Consider the following 17,535-nt stretch of genomic DNA (forward strand, 5'->3'; position numbering starts at 1 on the left):
GCAACCGGCAACCTCAGGGTCGCCGGACCCGAGCTCGGTCATCCGGATCGAGCGGGCGCGGAGATGACAGGAAGGAGGAGTTCTCATGGTTCTCGTTCGTCAGGAGATCGGCGACGTGCTGCGGGACTTCCGCTTGCAGAAGGGCCGGACCCTCCGTCAGGTCGCGTCCAAGGCCAGTGTTGCCCTCGGGTACCTCAGCGAAGTGGAGCGCGGTCAGAAAGAGGCCAGCTCCGAGATCCTCGCTTCTGTGGCGGACGCCCTCGACACCCCGATCTCGACGATCATGCGCGAGGTGGGCGACCGCCTCGCAGTGGTCGAGGGACTCACGCGTGTCCCGGACACGCTCCCGGACGAGCTCGTCGCCGAGTTCGACAACGACCTCGCGGTGCGCTGACCCGTACCGCTCGAACGCCCCCGTCGGTCCGCCGACGGGGGCGTTCCCCGTTGTTACGCTGGTCCGATGCGGGTGAGTGAGTTCTGGCGAGCCGTCGACCAGGTGTTCGGGGACGCGTACGGAGCGGTCGTGTCCCGGGACGTCGTGCTCGAACAGCTCGGAGGCCGGTCGGCCGCCGACGCGCTCGCAGCGGGCGTCGACGCGCGTGCCGTGTGGGACGCCCTCTGCGACTCGCAGGACGTCCCGCTCGAGCGTCGGCACGGCAAGGGACTGCAGGAGCCGCGCGACTGAGTCCGCGGAGGATGGGAACGTGTGTTCGGCGTGTCGCTCGAACACGTGTTCGGTGGGTGCTACGTTCCTCCACAGCGACGTCGACCGGGTGTCCCATCCACGACCTCCGCTCCTGACGGCAGGGATGTCGGTGGGCGGCCGTAGGTTCGAGGACATCGGAACACGTCCGAAGCCTTGTCGCAGAACGAGTGGCCTTGCACCATCGGCCGGTCCGGACGCGACAGCCTACAGGCGGCCGTCATCAGCACGAAGGAGCACCCCATGCCATCACCAGTAGACCGCGAGAAGGCCCTCGAGACTGCTCTCGCCCAGATCGACCGTCAGTTCGGCAAGGGTGCCGTGATGCGCCTCGGGACGGATGAGCGTGCCCCGGTGGCCGTCATCCCCACCGGTTCCGTCGCGCTGGACGTCGCGCTCGGGATCGGTGGGCTCCCGCGCGGACGCATCATCGAGATCTACGGGCCGGAGTCCTCCGGCAAGACCACGCTGACGATCCACGCCATCGCGAACGCGCAGCGCAACGGCGGCATCGCGGCGTTCATCGACGCCGAGCACGCGCTCGACCCGGAGTACGCCAAGAAGCTCGGGGTCGACATCGACGCGCTGCTCGTCTCGCAGCCGGACACCGCCGAGCAGGCGCTCGAGATCGCGGACATGCTCGTCCGGTCGGGTTCCATCGACCTCATCGTCATCGACTCCGTCGCGGCACTCGTGCCCCGCGCGGAGATCGAGGGTGAGATGGGTGACTCGCACGTCGGTCTGCAGGCCCGCCTCATGTCGCAGGCACTCCGCAAGCTCGCCGGTGGGCTGAACCAGACGCAGACCACGATGATCTTCATCAACCAGCTGCGCGAGAAGATCGGTGTGTTCTTCGGATCGCCCGAGACGACCTCCGGCGGTAAGGCGCTCAAGTTCTACGCGTCGGTCCGCCTCGACATCCGTCGCATCGAGACGCTGAAGAGCGGGACGGACGCCGTCGGCAACCGCACCCGGGTCAAGGTCGTCAAGAACAAGATGGCGCCGCCCTTCAAGCAGGCCGAGTTCGACATCCTGTACGGGGTGGGCATCTCGCGCGAGGGTTCGCTGCTGGACTTCGGCGTCGACCACGGGATCGTGAAGAAGTCCGGTGCTTGGTACACCTACGACGGCGACCAGCTCGGGCAGGGCAAGGAGAACTCGCGCTCCTTCCTCATCCAGAACCCCGAGATCGCCGCTGAGATCGAGGGCAAGATCCTCGCCAAGCTCGGCGTCGGCGGTGCGAAGGAAGCGGCGCCGGTCGACTCGATCGCGCCGAAGCTCGCGGAGCGCAAGGGCGCGTGACCGACCACGACGGCGAGGACCTCGCGCCGGTCACCGACCTGTTCGGTGCGAGGTCCCGCCGGCGCTCCGGCGGTGCCCGGCCCGGTGCCGGCGACGCTGGTGGCGCGGGTGTGGCTCCAGCGGACGCCCCCCAGCCGGGCGGATGTCGGCAGCGATGATCCGGGTGCCGGTGCCGGTGCCGGTGCCGGTTCCGGACGGGAGCGTGTGCCTGCGGCTCCGCCGTCCGACGCCGACGCCCCGGTGCCGCTGCCCGTCCGCGGTGCGCAGGCGGCTTGGCTGTCCCCGGTCGTCGGCGACGGCTCGGGCCGGAGTGCTCGCGCTGAGCAGGACGGGTACGGCGACGAGGAAGCCGACGCGCAGACAGCGTCGGTCTTCTCGATCACCGGCGATGAGTTGGACCCGGCGGACGCCCCGCGGCCGCTCGACGAGCAGCGCGCCGACGCCGAGCGCATCAGCATGCGCGCGCTCAGCCGCCGCGGCGTGAGCACGTCCGAGCTCCGGGCGATGCTCAGCAAGCAGGACGCGTTCGACCCCGACGTGATCGAGCAGGAGATCGAACGGCTCACCCGCGTCGGGCTGCTCGACGACGTCGCCCTGGCCACCGACCTGGTGGACCGGATGCACTCGCGCAAGGGCCTGGGCCGGCAGGCGATCGTGGCGGACCTCCGTCGCCGCGGCATCGACCAGGCCGCGATCGACGCAGCACTCGACGCGGCCGCGGACGACGAGGACGACGAGTTCATCCGGGCGATCGAGCTCGCCACGAAGCGTGCGGGCCAGATGCGTGGTCTCGACCGTGCGACCGCCGAGCGGCGGCTGTCCGGGTTCCTCATGCGCAAGGGCTACAACGGCGGTGTCGTGCGGATCGCGGTCGAGCGTGCGCTCGACGGACCGCGGCGTCCGCCGACCGGAGGCCGCGGCACCGTCCGGTTCGAGTAGAGCGGCTCCGGTCCGGATCCGGCCGCTTTCCGGGGGGGCGCCCGGTTCTACACTGGGACGATCATGGAGACCGTCGCCGCGCGCCCGCGTACCTACGAAGTGCGCACCTACGGGTGCCAGATGAACGTGCACGACTCCGAGCGGCTCAGCGGGTCGCTCCGAGCCGCCGGGTACGTCGCCGCGGAGGACGAGCAGGCCGACGTCGTCGTCATCAACACCTGCGCCGTGCGCGAGAACGCGGACAAGCGCCTGTACGGCAACCTCGGCCGGCTCGCGGCCGTCAAGCGCGAGCGCCCCGGCATGCAGATCGCCGTCGGCGGCTGCCTGGCGCAGAAGGACAAGGACGTCATCCTCGAGAAGGCGCCGTGGGTGGACGTCGTGTTCGGCACGCACAACATGGGCTCCCTGCCGACCCTGCTCGAGCGGGCCCGGCACAACGACGAGGCACAGCTCGAGATCCTCGAGTCCCTCGACGTCTTCCCCTCGACATTGCCGACCAAGCGGGAGTCGACCTCGAGCGGCTGGGTGTCGATCTCCGTCGGCTGCAACAACACGTGCACGTTCTGCATCGTGCCGTCCCTCCGCGGCAAGGAGCGGGACCGCCGGCCGGGTGACGTGCTCGCCGAGATCCAGGCCCTCGTCGACGACGGTGCGATCGAGGTCACGCTGCTCGGGCAGAACGTCAACTCCTACGGCGTCGAGTTCGGCGACCGTCAGGCGTTCGGCAAGCTCCTCCGCGCCACCGGGCAGATCGACGGCCTGGAACGCGTGCGCTTCACCAGTCCGCACCCCGCAGCGTTCACCGACGACGTCATCAGCGCGATGGCGGAGACGCCGAACGTCATGCCGCAGCTGCACATGCCGCTGCAGTCCGGCTCGGACCGGGTGCTCAAGGCCATGCGGCGCAGCTACCGGAGCGAACGCTTCCTCGGCATCCTCGACCGGGTGCGCGCCGCGATCCCGCACGCTGCGATCTCGACCGACATCATCGTCGGCTTCCCGGGCGAGACGGACGAGGACTTCGCGGACACCATGCGCGTCGTCGAGCAGGCCCGGTTCGCCACGGCCTTCACGTTCCAGTACTCGATCCGCCCCGGTACCCCGGCTGCGACGATGGACGGTCAACTGCCGAAGGAGGTCGTGCAGGAGCGGTACGAGCGACTCATCGCCCTGCAGGAGCGGATCACCGCAGAGGAGAACAGCGCACAGCTCGGGCGCACCGTCGAGGTCCTCGTGGCCACGGGGGGAGGGCAAGAAGGACGACAGCACGCACCGCCTCTCCGGCCGCGCCGAGGACGCCCGCCTCGTGCACTTCGCGGTGCCGGCCCGGTCCGACGTGCCACGACCCGGCGACGTCGTCTCCGTCGAGGTGACCCGGGCCGCGCCGCACTTCCTCATCGCGGATTCGGACGCCCCCCCTCCGCATCCGCCGCACCCGAGCGGGCGACGCGTGGGACCGCGCGCAGGCCGAGTCGTGCGGCGTCCCCACCCCTGCCGTCCCCGGTGCCGGACCACGTCCGGTGTCGCTCGGTCTCCCCACGCTCCGTGTCGGACGCTGACGGGCGCTCGGCGGACCCCGGGTCCCGGAGCGGTGCGGCGATCGACGGACCCGCCGGGCCGGGCGTCGGTCCGGGTGTCGGGAGCGACCAGGGCGCACCACTCGACCTGGTCGCCGGCGCGGACGTCGTCGCGGTGGTCGGGGCGACCGGCACCGGCAAGTCCGAGCTCGCCCTGGCCCTCGCCGAACGGCACCGTGCGCATGGCCGACGGGCGGAGATCGTCAACGCCGATGCCATGCAGCTCTACCGCGGTATGGACATCGGCACCGCGAAGGTCCCGGAGTCCGGACGTCGCGAGATCCCGCACCACCAGCTCGACGTGCTCGACGTCACGGACGAGGCGAGCGTCGCGGCGTACCAGCGTGACGCCCGCGCGGCGATCACGGAGATCACGGCGGACGGCGGTGTCGCCGTGCTCGTCGGCGGCAGCGGCCTCTACGTGTCGGCCGTGCTGTTCGACCTCGACTTCCCGGGGACCGATCCCGTGCTCCGCGAGCAGCTCGAGCGGGAGCACCGGGAGCTCGGGCCGACCGTCCTGCTCGACCGACTGCGAGCGCTCGACCCGGCCGCGGCGGCCGAGATCGACGCCCGCAACCCGCGGCGGTTGATCCGGGCCGTCGAGATCGCGAGCCGGTCGGACCGCGTCACCCCGAGCCTCCCGTCCGCGCCGCGCCCGTGGCGACCGGCGCACGTCCTGCACCTGCGGCGCGACCGCGAGCAGCTCGTGGCGGGCCTCCGCACCCGGGCCGAGCGCATGTTCGCCACCGGGCTCGTGGACGAGGTCGCGACCCTGCGGGACCGGGGACTCGAACAGGGCCGCACGGCGCCTGCCGCCATCGGGTACGCGCAGGCACTCCAGGTCCTCCGCGGGGGAGGCGACGGTCGACCAGGCCGTGGAGGCGACGAGCATCGCGACGCGCAAGTACGCGCGACGACAGGTCTCGTGGTTCAAGCGGTACGCCGACGCCGGGACGACCCGGGTGAGCGCGGTGGACGTCACCGGCGCCGGGGCCGCGGAGCTGTCGGGACTGGCCCGTAGGATCATCCCGTGACCGAGCTGCACTTCACCAAGGGCCACGGGACCGGCAACGACTTCGTCCTGTTCGCCGACCCCGACGCGACGGTCGACCTGACCCCGGACCGGATCCGTGCGATCGCAGACCGGCGGTTCGGCGTCGGCGCCGACGGCGTCATCCGGGCGGTGCGGTCCGACGCGATCCCCGAGGGCCGAGCGGTCCTCGCCGAGGACCCGGACGCCACCTGGTTCATGGACTACCACAACGCCGACGGCTCGGTGGCCGAGATGTGTGGCAACGGGATCCGCGTCTTCGCCCGGTACCTGACCGAGGCGGGACTCGTCGACCTCGCCCCGGGACAGACCCTGACCGTGGGCAGCCGGAAGGGCCTCGTCGACATCCAACGGTCGTCGACGGGCTTCGCTGCCGACCTCGGCCGGTGGCGTCTCGGCATCGACGGTGGCGGGTCGGACGACGTCCTCGTCCGCGCGAAGGAGCTCGACCGCGCACGGCCCGGCCTCGGCATCGACGTGGGCAACCCGCACGTCGTCGTGGCGGTCGCCAGCGAGGAGGAGCTCGCCGGCATCGACCTGACCTACGTGCCGGTGCTCGACCCGGCTCCCGCTTCGGGCGCGAACGTCGAGTTCGTGCTCCCCGGCGACCCACTCGTCACGGACGGTGTCGGCGAGATCACGATGCGCGTGCACGAGCGTGGGAGTGGCGAGACGCTGTCGTGCGGGACGGGTGCGATCGCCGCGGCCCTCGCGACCCGGTACTGGGCGGGCTCGGCAGCGCCCGACACCTGGCGCGTCCGCGTTCCGGGCGGCGTGCTCACCGTGCGCATGTTCGCCGCGGAGGACGGCGAGCACGTCTCGCTCGCCGGTCCGGCGGAACTCGTCTTCTCGGGGGGACCTCGCGGTCTGAGGCGGCCTGAGCCCGTCTGGGTCCGTCCGAGCTGGTCTGGGTCCGTCCGAGCTGGGCCGGGCCCGCCCGAGCTGATCCGGGCCCGCCCGAGCTGAGCTGGGCCGGGCAGGCCTCACCCGGCCCCGGTCACGCCGTCCGGTGCACCCGGATGACGCGGAAGCCCTTGTCGGTCGTCGCCCGCGTGACGGTGAAGCCCTCCGCCAGCGTCTGCTGCAACCAGCGCTGCAGGGAGTCCCCGCCGAGGTCCTTCGACACCACGAGCCAGGCGTCCCCGCCGACGGCGAGCCGGGGGATCCACGTGCGGAGGATGTCGTGCAGTTCGTCCTTGCCGACCCGGATCGGCGGGTTCGACCAGATCGTCCGGAACGTCGCGTCGGACGGGATGTCGGCGGGCAGACCCACCGTCACGTTGTCCGCTCCGGCAGTGGCGGCGTTGGTGCGCGCCAGGTCGAGGACGCGCTCGTTGACGTCGACGCCCCACACGTGGGCGTCGGGGGGACTGCAGCGCCATGGTGATCGCCAACGGACCCCACCCGCATCCGACGTCGAGCAGGTCCCCGGTGGGCGCGGGCGCGGGGACGGTGCGCAGCAGCACGCTCGTGCCGCGGTCGATGCCGTCCGGGCTGAAGACGCCGGCGGCGGTGGTGAGGTCGAGCGTCCGACCGGCGAGCGTCACGCGGATCTGCCGCGGCCGCGCCGGGCTCTCCGGAGTGGCAGAGAAGTAGTGGTCGTTCGCCATGGAAGAACCGTACCGGGAACCCCGTGTGTCCAGAGGGCTCCGGAGGTACCCTGTGGACAGCATGACGGAATCCCATCAGCAGGACGAACAGACCATCCACGACGACAGCGCAGACGGTGTCGTCGAGCGGGTGCTGCGCAACGCCGACCGGCGCGCAGCATCCTCCATCTTCGCGCCGGCGCAGGCGATCCAGACCCGCTCGGTGGACGAGCAGGGCTGGGACGGCGACGGCGAACAGTACGACCGTGAGGACCGTGCGGCGCTGCGCCGCGTCGGCGGCCTCTCCACCGAGCTCGAGGACGTCACCGAGGTCGAGTACCGGCAGCTCCGGCTCGAGCGGGTCGTCCTCATCGGCGTGTACGCGCAGGGCGACGCCTCCGACGCCGAGAACTCCCTCCGCGAACTGTCGGCCCTCGCCGAGACCGCCGGTGCCGTGGTGCTCGACGGCCTCCTGCAGCGCCGACCGAACCCGGACCCGGCGACGTACCTCGGCAAGGGCAAGGCCCAGGAACTCGCGACGGTGGTCAAGGCCACCGGTGCCGACACGGTCATCGCCGACACCGAACTCGCACCCTCGCAGCGGCGCGCGCTCGAGGACGTCGTGAAGGTCAAGGTGATCGACCGGACGGCCGTGATCCTGGACATCTTCAGTCAGCACGCCACCACCCGCGAGGGCAAGGCGCAGGTCGAGCTCGCACAGCTCGAGTACCTGCTGCCGCGTCTGCGCGGTTGGGGTGAATCGATGTCCCGACAGGCCGGTGGTCAGGTCTCCGGCGGTGCAGGTATGGGCTCCCGTGGTCCCGGTGAGACGAAGATCGAGCTCGACCGACGCCGCATCCACACCCGGATGGCGAAGTTGCGCCGTCAGATCGCGTCCTTCACACCCGCCCGCGAGGCCAAGCGTGCCGACCGCGACCGCAACGACGTCCCGAGCGTCGCGATCGCCGGGTACACGAACGCCGGCAAGTCCTCGCTGCTCAACCGACTGACGAGCGCAGGCGTCCTGGTGCAGAACCAGCTGTTCGCCACCCTCGACTCGACGGTCCGGCGCACGGAGACGTCGAAGGGTCGCGAGTTCACCTTCACGGACACCGTGGGCTTCGTCCGGAACCTCCCGCACCAGTTGGTCGAGGCGTTCCGTTCGACGCTCGAGGAGGTCGGGAACGCGGATGTCATCGTGCACGTCGTGGACGGCTCCCACCCGGACCCGGCGGCGCAGCTCGCGACCGTCCGCGACGTGATCGGCGACGTCGGCGCGCGCGACATCCCGGAGGTCGTCGTGTTCAACAAGGCCGACCTGATCGACGACACCCAGCGCATGGCCCTCGTGGCGCTCGCGCCGGACGCCGTCTTCGTGTCGGCGCGGACCGGTGCCGGCATCCCGGACCTGCTCGCGGCGATCGAGGCTCGCCTGCCGGAGCCCGACGTCGAACTGACCGTCGTCCTGCCGTTCTCCCGCGGCGACCTGGTCTCGCAGCTGCACGACGCCGGCGCGGTCGAGTCCCTCGACTACGTGGCGGAGGGGACGCGCCTCCGGGTGCGGGTCTTCCAGCGGGAGGTCGCCGAACTCGACCCGTACGTGGTCGCGCCGGTCGCGTCCGTCTGACGCTGGTCCGCCGGACGGGAGGCGCGGTGCACGCTCGCACCGCGCCTCCCGTCCGGCGTCCCGCGGGACCGGGACGAGGGCGGCTGCCCGCACCGCCTTCGCGATGCGTGCGGCCGCCCTCGTCGTGTGTCGGGGAGTGGTGTCAGAGGGAGCGGAGGACCGCGACGACCTTGCCGAGGACCGTCGCGGCGTCGCCGAGGATCGGCTCGAACGCGGAGTTGCGGGGCAGCAGCCACGTGTGCCCGTCGCGCTGACGGAAGACCTTGACGGTCGCTTCCTCGTCGAGCATGGCGGCGACGACGTCACCGTTCTCGGCGGTCTGCTGTGCACGGACGACCACCCAGTCGCCGTCGCAGATCGCGGCGTCGATCATCGACTCGCCCACGACCTTGAGCATGAAGAGGTCGCCCGTCCCGACCAGCTGACGGGGGGAGCGGGATGATCTCGTCGACGTGCTGCTCCGCGGTGATCGGGACACCGGCCGCGATGCGCCCGACCAGCGGCACGAGGGTGGTGGCGTCCACGTCCGGCCCGTCGGTGCCGGGCGCCGGCTCGTCGACGAGGACCTCGAGCGCGCGCGGGCGGTTCGGGTCACGACGGATCCACCCGCCGAGCTCGAGCTGTCCGAGCTGGTGCGAGACGCTCGAGAGTGACGAGAGGCCGGCGGCGTCGCCGATCTCGCGCATGCTCGGCGGGTAGCCCCGGCTGGCGATCGACGCGCGGATGGCGTCGAGGATCGACTGCTGCTTCGCGGTCAGCGGTTTCTGTCCGCGCAGTTCGTCCGTCACGTCTCGCCCTTCGTCGCGGTGGAACGGTGTCCGCGGGAATGTCGGTGGTGGCCGCGAGACTCGTTCCAGTCGCTCGAAACAGTATCCGGTCGGCGCACCCGGGCCAAACACCTGTTCGAGCGTGTCGCAGGAAATCCCCCCCCACAGATCCCTCCACGGGACTTGTGCATCCACCCAATCGAACGTATGTTCGGTACACGGCTTCGGTCGGCCCATCCGGACCGGTCGGACTCCGACGGCAAGCAGGAAGGCAACGACATGAGCACCAACGCCATCGTGGACACGCAGCACACCGCAGCACACGCAGTGCGGACGCGTCTCCGTCTCACCCGCCGCGGGCGGGTCGTCTTCACGACCCTCGCCGCCCTTCCCGTGCTGTTCTGCGTCGGGATCGCGATGCTCAACGGCGGTCAGGCATCTGCCGGTGACCGGGCGGCCGACGTGCACTTCGACACCGTCACGGTCCAGCCGGGCGAGACCCTGTGGCAGCTGGCCGAGCAGACCGCGCCCGACTCCGACCCGCGCGACTTCGTCCAGGACGTCGTGAGCCTCAACGCACTCGACGGCTCGGGTGTGCAGGCCGGCCAGGAGATCGCCATCCCGGCCCAGTACGGCAACTGACCGTCCGACCGCTGGGCGCCCGGCGCGACCACCGATCACGCGGCACCGTCCGGACGGGCGGCGAGCCCCGAGGCGACGCGGCCTACGATGGATCGGTGGCAACCACGCTCGAAGACCTCCCCATCCGAGACGACCTGCGCGGGCAGAGCCCCTACGGCGCCCCGCAGAAGCACGTCCGCGTGCAGCTCAACGTCAACGAGAACACGCATCCCGTCCCGGAGGACGTCGCGGAGGACATCGTCGCCTCGATCCGCCGAGCGCTGACGACCGTCAACCGCTACCCGGACCGCGAGTTCACCGAGCTGCGGGAGTCACTCGCCGGGTACCTCGGGCACGGACTCGGACCGGAGTCGATCTGGGCGGCGAACGGCTCGAACGAGGTCATCCAACAGCTCCTCCAGGCCTTCGGTGGCCCGGGGCGGAGCGTGCTCGGGTTCCCGCCCACCTACTCGATGCACTCGATCATCGCGTCGGGGACCGGCACCGCTTGGATCCCCGCCGAGCGTGACGATGCATTCCGGATCTCGCCGGAGACGGCCGTGGCCGCGGTCACCGCCCACCGGCCGGACCTCGTCTTCCTCTGCGGGCCGAACAACCCGACCGGGACGCCACTCGAGCTCGCCACGATCGAGGCCGTGTACGACGCGACCGACGGCATCGTGATGGTCGACGAGGCGTACGCCGAGTTCATGCCCGTCGGGCAGCCGACCGCGCTCACCCTCCTGCCCGGTCGGGAGCGCCTGGTCGTGTCCCGCACCATGAGCAAGGCCTTCGCCTTCGCCGGCGCCCGGGTCGGCTACCTCGCCGCGGACCCCGCCGTCATCGACGCGCTCCGCCTCGTGCGCTTGCCGTACCACCTGTCCGCCCTGACCCAGGCCGCGGCCGTCGCCGCCCTCCGGCACGCCCCGGAGATGCTGCGCATGGTCGACGACATCCGCGGGCAGCGCGACCGCATGGTGACGGAACTGCGCGCGATGGGGTACCAGCCGCACGAGACCTGGTCGAACTTCGTGCTGTTCGGCGGGGTCGCCGACCCGCGGGCAGCGTTCGAGTCGCTGCTCGAGCGCGACGTGATCGTGCGCGACCTCGGCATCCCGAACCACCTCCGCGTGAGCGCCGGGACGGCGGAGGAGACGACCGCTTTCCTCGACGCCATGCGCGCGGTCGCCGCCGAGCAGCCGCCCGTTAGGGTTGCAGCATGACCGCGCGCACCGCCGAGATCACCCGCTCGACGAGCGAGTCGACCGTGTCCCTGTCGCTCGACCTCGACGGCACCGGGAAGTCCGAGATCGCGACGAGCGTGCCGTTCTTCGACCACATGCTGACGGCGTTCAGCAAGCACTCCCTGATCGACCTGCGCGTGCAGAGCTCCGGCGACACGGACATCGACGTGCACCACACGGTCGAGGACACCGGCATCGTGCTGGGGCAGGCGCTCCGGCAGGCGCTCGGCGACCGCGCGGGCATCGGCCGCTACGGCGACGCCCTCGTCCCGCTCGACGAAGCCCTGGCGCAGGCGGTCGTCGACGTGTCCGGTCGTCCGTACCTCGTCCACACCGGAGAGCCCGCCGGCTTCGAGTTCCACCGCATCGGCGGACACTTCACCGGGTCCATGGTCCGGCACGTGTTCGAGGCGATCACGATGAACGCCGGCATCACGGTCCACGTCCGCGTCCTCGACGGCCGCGACCCCCCCACCACATCGCGGAGGCCGAGTTCAAGGCCTTCGCCCGGGCCATGCGCCGCGCCGTCGAACTCGACCCGCGCGTCGACGGCATCCCGTCCACGAAGGGCACGCTGTGAGCACCACCCGGCCGAACGTCGTCGTCCTGGACTACGGCTCCGGCAACGTCCACTCCGCCGCGAAGGCGCTCGAGCGCGCCGGCGCCGACGTGACGCTCTCGAACGACAAGCAGGCCGCGCTCAAGGCCGACGGACTCCTGGTCCCCGGTGTCGGTGCGTTCGCCGCGGTCGTCGACCAGCTCGAGGGGGTGCGCGGCGGCGAGATCGTCGACCACCGCCTGGCCGGTGGGCGCCCCGTGCTCGGGATCTGCGTCGGCATGCAGGTCCTGTTCGAGCGCGGCGTCGAGCGCGGTGCCGACGTCGAGGGCCTCGGGCAGTGGCCGGGCGTCGTCGAACCGATCGAGGCCGAGGTCCTGCCGCACATGGGCTGGAACACGGTCGAGGCCCCGGAGGACTCCGTGCTGTTCGACGGCCTCCGCGACGAGCGCTTCTACTTCGTGCACTCCTACGGCGTCACCGACTTCCCGCTCGAGGCGTACGGGCCGTTCCGTGCGCCGAAGCTCACCTGGGCCGAGCACGGGGAACGGTTCATCGCCGCGGTCGAGAACGGCCCACTGAGCGCCACGCAGTTCCACCCGGAGAAGTCCGGCGAGCCGGGCATCCGCCTCCTCCGCAACTGGGTCTCGTCGCTGTGACCCCCCGATCCCGACGGGACCATGACCGAGCTCTCCACCACCCAGCCCCTCGTCCTGCTGCCGGCCGTCGACGTCGTCGACGGTCAGGCCGTGCGCCTCACCCAGGGCGAAGCCGGCAGCGAGACCGGGTACGGCGACCCCGTCGTCGCGGCCCGCACCTGGCGTGACCAGGGGGGCGGAGTGGATCCACCTCGTGGACCTCGACGCGGCGTTCGGTCGTGGCGACAACCGCAGGGTGATCGCGCACGCCGTCCGCGAGGTCGAGGGCGTCTCCGTCGAGCTCTCCGGCGGCATCCGCGACGACGCCTCGCTCGAGGCCGCCCTCGCCACCGGTGCCGCCCGGGTCAACCTCGGCACGGCCGCCCTCGAGAACCCCGACTGGGCCGCGCGGGTCATCGGGCAGTACGGCGAGCAGATCGCCGTGGGGCTCGACGTCCGCGGCACCACCCTCGCCAGCCGGGGATGGACCGAGGACGCGGGCGACCTCTGGGAGGTGCTCGACCGGCTCGAGGACGCCGGCTGCGCCCGGTACGTCGTCACCGACGTCACGAAGGACGGCACGCTGCAGGGCCCGAACGTCGACCTGCTGCGCCAGGTGTGCGACCGGACCGACCAGCCCGTGGTGGCCTCGGGCGGTATCTCGACGCTCGACGACCTGCGTGCGCTCCGCGAACTCGTGCCGCACGGTCTCGAGGGCGCGATCATCGGCAAGGCGCTGTACTCGGGGGGCGTTCACGCTCCCGGCCGCGCTCGACATCGCCTCGGAGTAGTCCGTGGCGGGGATCTCGAATGGCCGCGGCACGGGTCCGGAACCCGACGACCGGACCGCCGAGGAGCACGCGGCGCACGACCACACCGCCGACTCCGCGGGGAACCCCTGGGCCGGTCGCACGTTCGACGCACACGACACGACGTTCGCCGAGGACGACGGGCTGGCCGACCCGGACCTCGTCGCCGCGATCACCGCGGTCGCCTCGGGAGGCCCGCACGGCGCCGTCGTGGACGCCCTCCGCTCGGCACGTCTGCTCATCCCGCTCGTCGCCGAAGCGGGCGACGTCGGGGAGACCCTGGACGGGCGCACCGTCGACAAGACCCAGGAACTGTCGATCGTGACCGTGGCCGGCCCGGACGGCCGAGCCGTCATGCCCGCCTTCACCTCGGTCGAGGCGATGCGCGCCTGGGACGCCGATGCCCGTCCGATCCCGGTCGAGTCCCGCCGGGTGGCGATGGCCGCGGCGAGCGATGACACGCAACTCGTCGTGCTCGACCCCACGGCAGCGACCGAGTTCGTCCTGCGGCGGCCCGCGGTGTGGGCGCTCGGGCAGGACCTGCCCTGGACGCCGTGCTCCGAGGACCCCGAGGTCGCGCGGGCCTTCGCCGGCACGATCGAGACCGAACCGGCCGTGGTCCGGGTCGAGCTGTCACCGGGGGGACCCGCTCTCCCGGTTCGCCGGGCCCGAGCTCACGGTCGGCCTGCGACTCATCGCCGGGCTCGACCGCGAGCAGGTGACGGAACTGGTCGGGCGCCTGCAGCAGCGGTGGGCCACCGATCCGGTGATCGCGGAACGCGTCGACAGCATGCGCGTCGCCCTCCGCGCCGCCTGATCACGGCCCTCCGACGACCGGGAGGCCCGTGTCCGGTCCGACCCGCGGGTCCACCCGCTCGGCGGTGCGGCCCGGTGAGCCGCGGGTGCGCCGGTACGATGGCCGGGTGAGCAGCATCCCGACGACAGCCTCCGGTACCGGCGACATCGTCACGGGTCCGACCGGTCGGCCCGTGCGGGCGTTCCCCGTGCCGGACGAGCTGGACGGCCACGGTCCGGCGCGCATCATCTCCCTGTGCAACCAGAAGGGCGGGGTCGGCAAGACCACCACCGCCATCAACCTCGGTGCCGCGCTGGCCGAGTACGGGCGGAAGGTCCTGGCGGTCGACTTCGACCCGCAGGGTGCCCTCTCCGCCGGCCTCGGCGTCCGGACGCACGACATCCCCACCGTCTACGACCTGCTCATGGGCGCCGTGAAGGACCCGAACCAGGTCATCCAGCCGACGAACGTGCCGTTGCTCGACGTCATCCCGGCGAACATCGACCTGTCTGCGGCTGAGGTGCACCTGGTCAACGAGGTCGCCCGGGAGCAGATCCTCGCGAGCGTGCTGCGGAAGGTGTCGAACGACTACGACGTCATCCTCATCGACTGCCAGCCCTCGCTCGGCCTCCTGACCGTGAACGCCCTGACGGCCGCGCACGGTGTGCTCATCCCGCTCGAGTGCGAGTTCTTCGCCCTCCGCGGTGTCGCGCTGCTCATCGAGACCATCGACAAGGTGCGCGACCGGCTCAACCCGGCCCTGACGCTCGACGGCATCCTCCCGACCATGTACGACGCACGGACGCTGCACTCGCGGGAGGTCATGGAGCGGGTCGTCGAGACCTTCGGTGACCGGGTCCTCGACACGGTCATCGGCCGCACGATCAAGTTCCCCGACGCCACTGTCTCCGCGCGTCCGATCACGCAGACGGCTCCGGACCACGCCGCGGCGCACGCCTACCGGTCGCTGGCACGAGAGCTCGTCCAGCGTGGCGCCGTCGCCTGAGGAATCGGCCACGAGCCTCCCGTCCGGCGCGCCCGGACCCGTCGACGACGAGCGCGACGCGCCGGTCGGCACCACGACGGCACCCGGGTTCCGGGTGCGTCTCAGCAACTTCGACGGACCGTTCGACCTGCTGCTCTCGCTCATCACGAAGCACGAGCTCGACATCACCGAGGTCGCCCTCAGCGCGGTCACGGGGGGAGTTCATCGCGTACGTGCGACAGGCCGAGTCGAGCGACGAACTCGACGAGGCGAGTGAGTTCCTCGTCGTCGCGGCGACGCTCCTCGACCTGAAGATCGTCGGACTGCTGCCGCAGGGCGAACTCGTGGACGCCGAGGACGTGGCACTCCTCGAGGCCCGCGACCTGCTCTTCGCACGGCTGCTGCAGTACCGGGCGTTCAAGCAGGCCGCGGACTGGTTTGGCGACCGCTGGGCGACCGAGTCCCGACGGCACGTCCGGAGCGTCCGGCTCGAGGAACGGTTCCGCGCCCGGACCCCGGAGCTGGTGTGGACGCTCTCCGTGCAGGACTTCGCGGCGCTGGCGGCACTGGCGTTCGCCCCGCGGGAGATCCCGACCGTCGGGCTCGACCACCTGCACGCCCCCCGCCGTGAGCATCCGGGAGCAGGCCGCCATCGTCGTGTCCCTCCTGCGCACCCGCGCCGACGAGGGGTCGCCGGACGTGACGTTCCGTGAGGTGATCGCGGGCGTCGACCAGGCGGGTATCGTGGTGGCTCGTTTCCTCGCGATCCTGGAGTTGTACCGGAACGCCTCCATCTCGTTCGAGCAACTCGAACCACTCGGGGAACTGATCCTCCGGTGGACCGCGCTCGACTGGACGGACGAGAGCCTCGCGAACCTGGGAGCCGACTATGACGGATGACGTGCACGCTCGCGGTGCTCGCGCCCGCGCCGGTGGGTCCGCCGAGCCGGGTGGCTCGGACGAGATCGAGGATGCCCGAGCCCTGGAAGCCGAGCTCCGTGCTGCCGCAGCGGCACGAGCCGACGCGCCCGCTCACGCCGCGCCTCCCGTCGAGGCGTCGGTCGACCGTCAACTCGAAGCGATCCTGATGATCGCGGACCAGCCGCAGTCGCTCGTGGCACTCGCCGCCGCCGTCGGGGAACCGGTGGCCGTCGTCCGGCAGGCGGTCGACCGCCTGGTGGCCGACTTCGACGGCGTCGACGGCACGGTCCGCCGCGGGTTCGAGCTCCGCGAGGTCGGCGGCGGCTGGCGCTTCTACGTCCGCTCGGAACTCGACGCCGTCGTCGAGCAGTTCGTCGAGGCCGAGCGTCCGGCACGGCTGTCCCAGGCAGCCCTCGAGACCCTGGCCGTGGTCGCCTACAAGCAGCCGATCACCCGTTCCCAGATCGCCGCGATCCGGGCCGTCAACGTCGACGGCGTGGTCCGGACCCTCGTCGCGCGCGGCCTCATCGAGGAGTCGTTCACCGACTCCGAGACCGGCGCCATCAACTACGTCACCTCCGAGTTGCTGCTCCAGCAGCTCGGCATCAACTCGCTCGACGAGCTTCCGCTCATCTCGCCCCTCCTGGAGGACGGCGCGGACGGCTTCGGGCAGACCGAAGGGATCCCCGATGGCCGGGTTTGACCAGAACGACAGACCACGACGAGACGACGACCGCCGCGGCGGCCCCGGACGCGCTGGCGGTGGCCGGCCGGGAGGCGCGGGCCGCCGTGACGACGCACCCCGCGGACGCGACGGGGCCGGTTCCGGCGGGTACCGCGGGCGGGACGACCGTGGTGCGGGTGCGGGTGACCGCGGTGGCTACCGCGGGCGCGACGACCGTGGTGCGGGTGCCGGTGACCGCGGTGGCTACCGCGGGCGCGACGACCGTGCTGGTGGCGACCGTGGTGGGTACCGCGGCGGCGACGACCGGGGTGCCGGTGGGTACCGCGGGCGCGACGACCGTGCCGGTGGGGACCGCTCGACGGGCGGGTACCGCGGGCGCGACGACCGCGGCTCCTCGGACCGCGGTGGGTACCGCGGTCGCGACGAGCGTGGTGCCGGCGACCGGGGCGGGTACCGCGGGAGCGACGACCGCGGGGCCGGTGGGTACCGTGGGCGGGACGACCGTGGCGGCGACCGCGGGGCCGGTGGGTTCCGCGGGCGGGATGACCGCGGCTCCTCGGACCGCGGTGGGTACCGCGGGCGCGACGACCGGGGCGGCGACCGCTCGGCCGGTGGGTTCCGTGGGCGGGACGACCGTGGCGGCGACCGTCCGACCGGTGGGTACCGCGGGCGGGACGACCGAGGCGGCGACCGTCCGACCGGTGGGTACCGCGGGCGGGACGACC

The 17,535-nt window shown here is 71.8% G+C and carries 11 protein-coding genes and 9 pseudogenes; 18 read left to right on the forward strand and 2 right to left on the reverse strand.

What is annotated here, in order from left to right:
- Positions 1-85 precede the first annotated feature (85 nt).
- From DEJ15_RS07955 to dapF, 8 genes and pseudogenes are all read left to right on the forward strand, one after another.
- Positions 86-394: a helix-turn-helix domain-containing protein gene (locus tag DEJ15_RS07955; RefSeq protein ID WP_110823882.1), complete on the forward strand. Its 309-nt coding sequence runs from the start codon at positions 86-88 to the stop codon at positions 392-394.
- Between the two features lie 66 nt (positions 395-460).
- Positions 461-685 (forward strand): DUF3046 domain-containing protein, encoded by a 225-nt coding sequence (locus tag DEJ15_RS07960; protein ID WP_110823883.1) that lies wholly within the window; start codon positions 461-463, stop codon positions 683-685.
- Positions 686-946: 261 nt separating this feature from the next.
- The gene (recA, locus tag DEJ15_RS07965; protein ID WP_110823884.1) at positions 947-2,005 is read left to right on the forward strand and encodes a recombinase RecA; all 1,059 of its coding nucleotides are present in this window, start codon (positions 947-949) and stop codon (positions 2,003-2,005) included.
- 240 nt (positions 2,006-2,245) lie between these two features.
- Positions 2,246-2,944: a regulatory protein RecX gene (locus tag DEJ15_RS07970; protein ID WP_284176107.1), complete on the forward strand. Its 699-nt coding sequence runs from the start codon at positions 2,246-2,248 to the stop codon at positions 2,942-2,944.
- A gap of 63 nt (positions 2,945-3,007) precedes the next feature.
- Positions 3,008-4,503, forward strand: a pseudogene (gene miaB, locus DEJ15_RS07975) (tRNA (N6-isopentenyl adenosine(37)-C2)-methylthiotransferase MiaB).
- 133 nt (positions 4,504-4,636) lie between these two features.
- Positions 4,637-5,311: pseudogene (gene miaA / locus DEJ15_RS07980) on the forward strand (tRNA (adenosine(37)-N6)-dimethylallyltransferase MiaA); the annotation flags it as partial.
- A gap of 85 nt (positions 5,312-5,396) precedes the next feature.
- A complete protein-coding gene (locus tag DEJ15_RS07985; protein ID WP_284176109.1) occupies positions 5,397-5,555 on the forward strand; it encodes a hypothetical protein in 159 nt (52 codons plus the stop codon).
- A pseudogene (dapF, locus tag DEJ15_RS07990) lies at positions 5,552-6,427 on the forward strand (diaminopimelate epimerase); the annotation flags it as partial. The gene DEJ15_RS07985 and the pseudogene dapF, both read left to right, overlap by 4 nt.
- A 142-nt stretch (positions 6,428-6,569) precedes the next feature.
- On the opposite strand, the pseudogene DEJ15_RS07995 reads toward dapF, so the two are convergent.
- Positions 6,570-7,182: pseudogene (locus tag DEJ15_RS07995) on the reverse strand (class I SAM-dependent methyltransferase).
- Positions 7,183-7,243: 61 nt separating this feature from the next.
- Between DEJ15_RS07995 and hflX the strand changes: the two are divergent.
- On the forward strand, positions 7,244-8,788 hold the full coding sequence (hflX, locus tag DEJ15_RS08000; RefSeq protein ID WP_110824027.1) for a GTPase HflX: 1,545 nt from the start codon (positions 7,244-7,246) through the stop codon (positions 8,786-8,788).
- A gap of 142 nt (positions 8,789-8,930) precedes the next feature.
- On the opposite strand, the pseudogene lexA reads toward hflX, so the two are convergent.
- A pseudogene (gene lexA, locus DEJ15_RS08005) lies at positions 8,931-9,576 on the reverse strand (transcriptional repressor LexA).
- A 258-nt stretch (positions 9,577-9,834) separates the two neighbouring features.
- Between lexA and DEJ15_RS08010 the strand changes: the two are divergent.
- The 9 genes and pseudogenes from DEJ15_RS08010 (at position 9,835) to scpB (ending at position 16,828) form a co-directional block, all read left to right on the forward strand.
- The gene (locus DEJ15_RS08010; protein ID WP_110824028.1) at positions 9,835-10,197 is read left to right on the forward strand and encodes a LysM peptidoglycan-binding domain-containing protein; all 363 of its coding nucleotides are present in this window, start codon (positions 9,835-9,837) and stop codon (positions 10,195-10,197) included.
- A gap of 95 nt (positions 10,198-10,292) precedes the next feature.
- Positions 10,293-11,399, forward strand: a complete 1,107-nt coding sequence (locus DEJ15_RS08015) for a histidinol-phosphate transaminase (RefSeq protein ID WP_110823890.1) — start codon at positions 10,293-10,295, stop codon at positions 11,397-11,399.
- Positions 11,396-12,000: pseudogene (gene hisB / locus DEJ15_RS08020) on the forward strand (imidazoleglycerol-phosphate dehydratase HisB). The gene DEJ15_RS08015 and the pseudogene hisB overlap by 4 nt, the downstream one beginning before the upstream one ends.
- Entirely contained in the window at positions 11,997-12,635 is a 639-nt protein-coding gene (hisH, locus tag DEJ15_RS08025) for an imidazole glycerol phosphate synthase subunit HisH (RefSeq protein WP_110823892.1), read from the forward strand. Before hisB ends, hisH begins: the two are co-directional and overlap by 4 nt.
- Before the next feature lie 21 nt (positions 12,636-12,656).
- Positions 12,657-13,405: pseudogene (gene priA, locus DEJ15_RS08030) on the forward strand (bifunctional 1-(5-phosphoribosyl)-5-((5-phosphoribosylamino)methylideneamino)imidazole-4-carboxamide isomerase/phosphoribosylanthranilate isomerase PriA).
- A gap of 228 nt (positions 13,406-13,633) precedes the next feature.
- Positions 13,634-13,891: pseudogene (locus DEJ15_RS18165) on the forward strand (SseB family protein); the annotation flags it as partial.
- Between the two features lie 455 nt (positions 13,892-14,346).
- The gene (locus DEJ15_RS08040; RefSeq protein ID WP_110824029.1) at positions 14,347-15,225 is read left to right on the forward strand and encodes a ParA family protein; all 879 of its coding nucleotides are present in this window, start codon (positions 14,347-14,349) and stop codon (positions 15,223-15,225) included.
- Positions 15,209-16,104, forward strand: a pseudogene (locus DEJ15_RS08045) (segregation and condensation protein A). Before DEJ15_RS08040 ends, DEJ15_RS08045 begins: the two are co-directional and overlap by 17 nt.
- Complete coding sequence (gene scpB, locus DEJ15_RS08050) at positions 16,094-16,828, forward strand: SMC-Scp complex subunit ScpB (RefSeq protein ID WP_110823895.1); 735 nt, start codon at positions 16,094-16,096, stop codon at positions 16,826-16,828. The pseudogene DEJ15_RS08045 and the gene scpB overlap by 11 nt, the downstream one beginning before the upstream one ends.
- The last annotated feature ends 707 nt before the right edge of the window (positions 16,829-17,535 follow it).

This window comes from Curtobacterium sp. MCJR17_043, assembly GCF_003224315.2.
Taxonomy (GTDB): domain Bacteria; phylum Actinomycetota; class Actinomycetes; order Actinomycetales; family Microbacteriaceae; genus Curtobacterium.

Bases quoted from the DNA above. Each gene is read 5' to 3' on its own strand.
- scpB (WP_110823895.1), top strand. From the start codon at position 16,094: ATGACGGATGACGTGCACGCTCGCGGTGCTCGCGCCCGCGCCGGTGGG.
- DEJ15_RS07960 (WP_110823883.1), top strand. From the start codon at position 461: ATGCGGGTGAGTGAGTTCTGGCGAGCCGTCGACCAGGTGTTCGGGGAC.
- DEJ15_RS07955 (WP_110823882.1), top strand. From the start codon at position 86: ATGGTTCTCGTTCGTCAGGAGATCGGCGACGTGCTGCGGGACTTCCGC.
- hflX (WP_110824027.1), top strand. From the start codon at position 7,244: ATGACGGAATCCCATCAGCAGGACGAACAGACCATCCACGACGACAGC.
- DEJ15_RS08010 (WP_110824028.1), top strand. From the start codon at position 9,835: ATGAGCACCAACGCCATCGTGGACACGCAGCACACCGCAGCACACGCA.
- recA (WP_110823884.1), top strand. From the start codon at position 947: ATGCCATCACCAGTAGACCGCGAGAAGGCCCTCGAGACTGCTCTCGCC.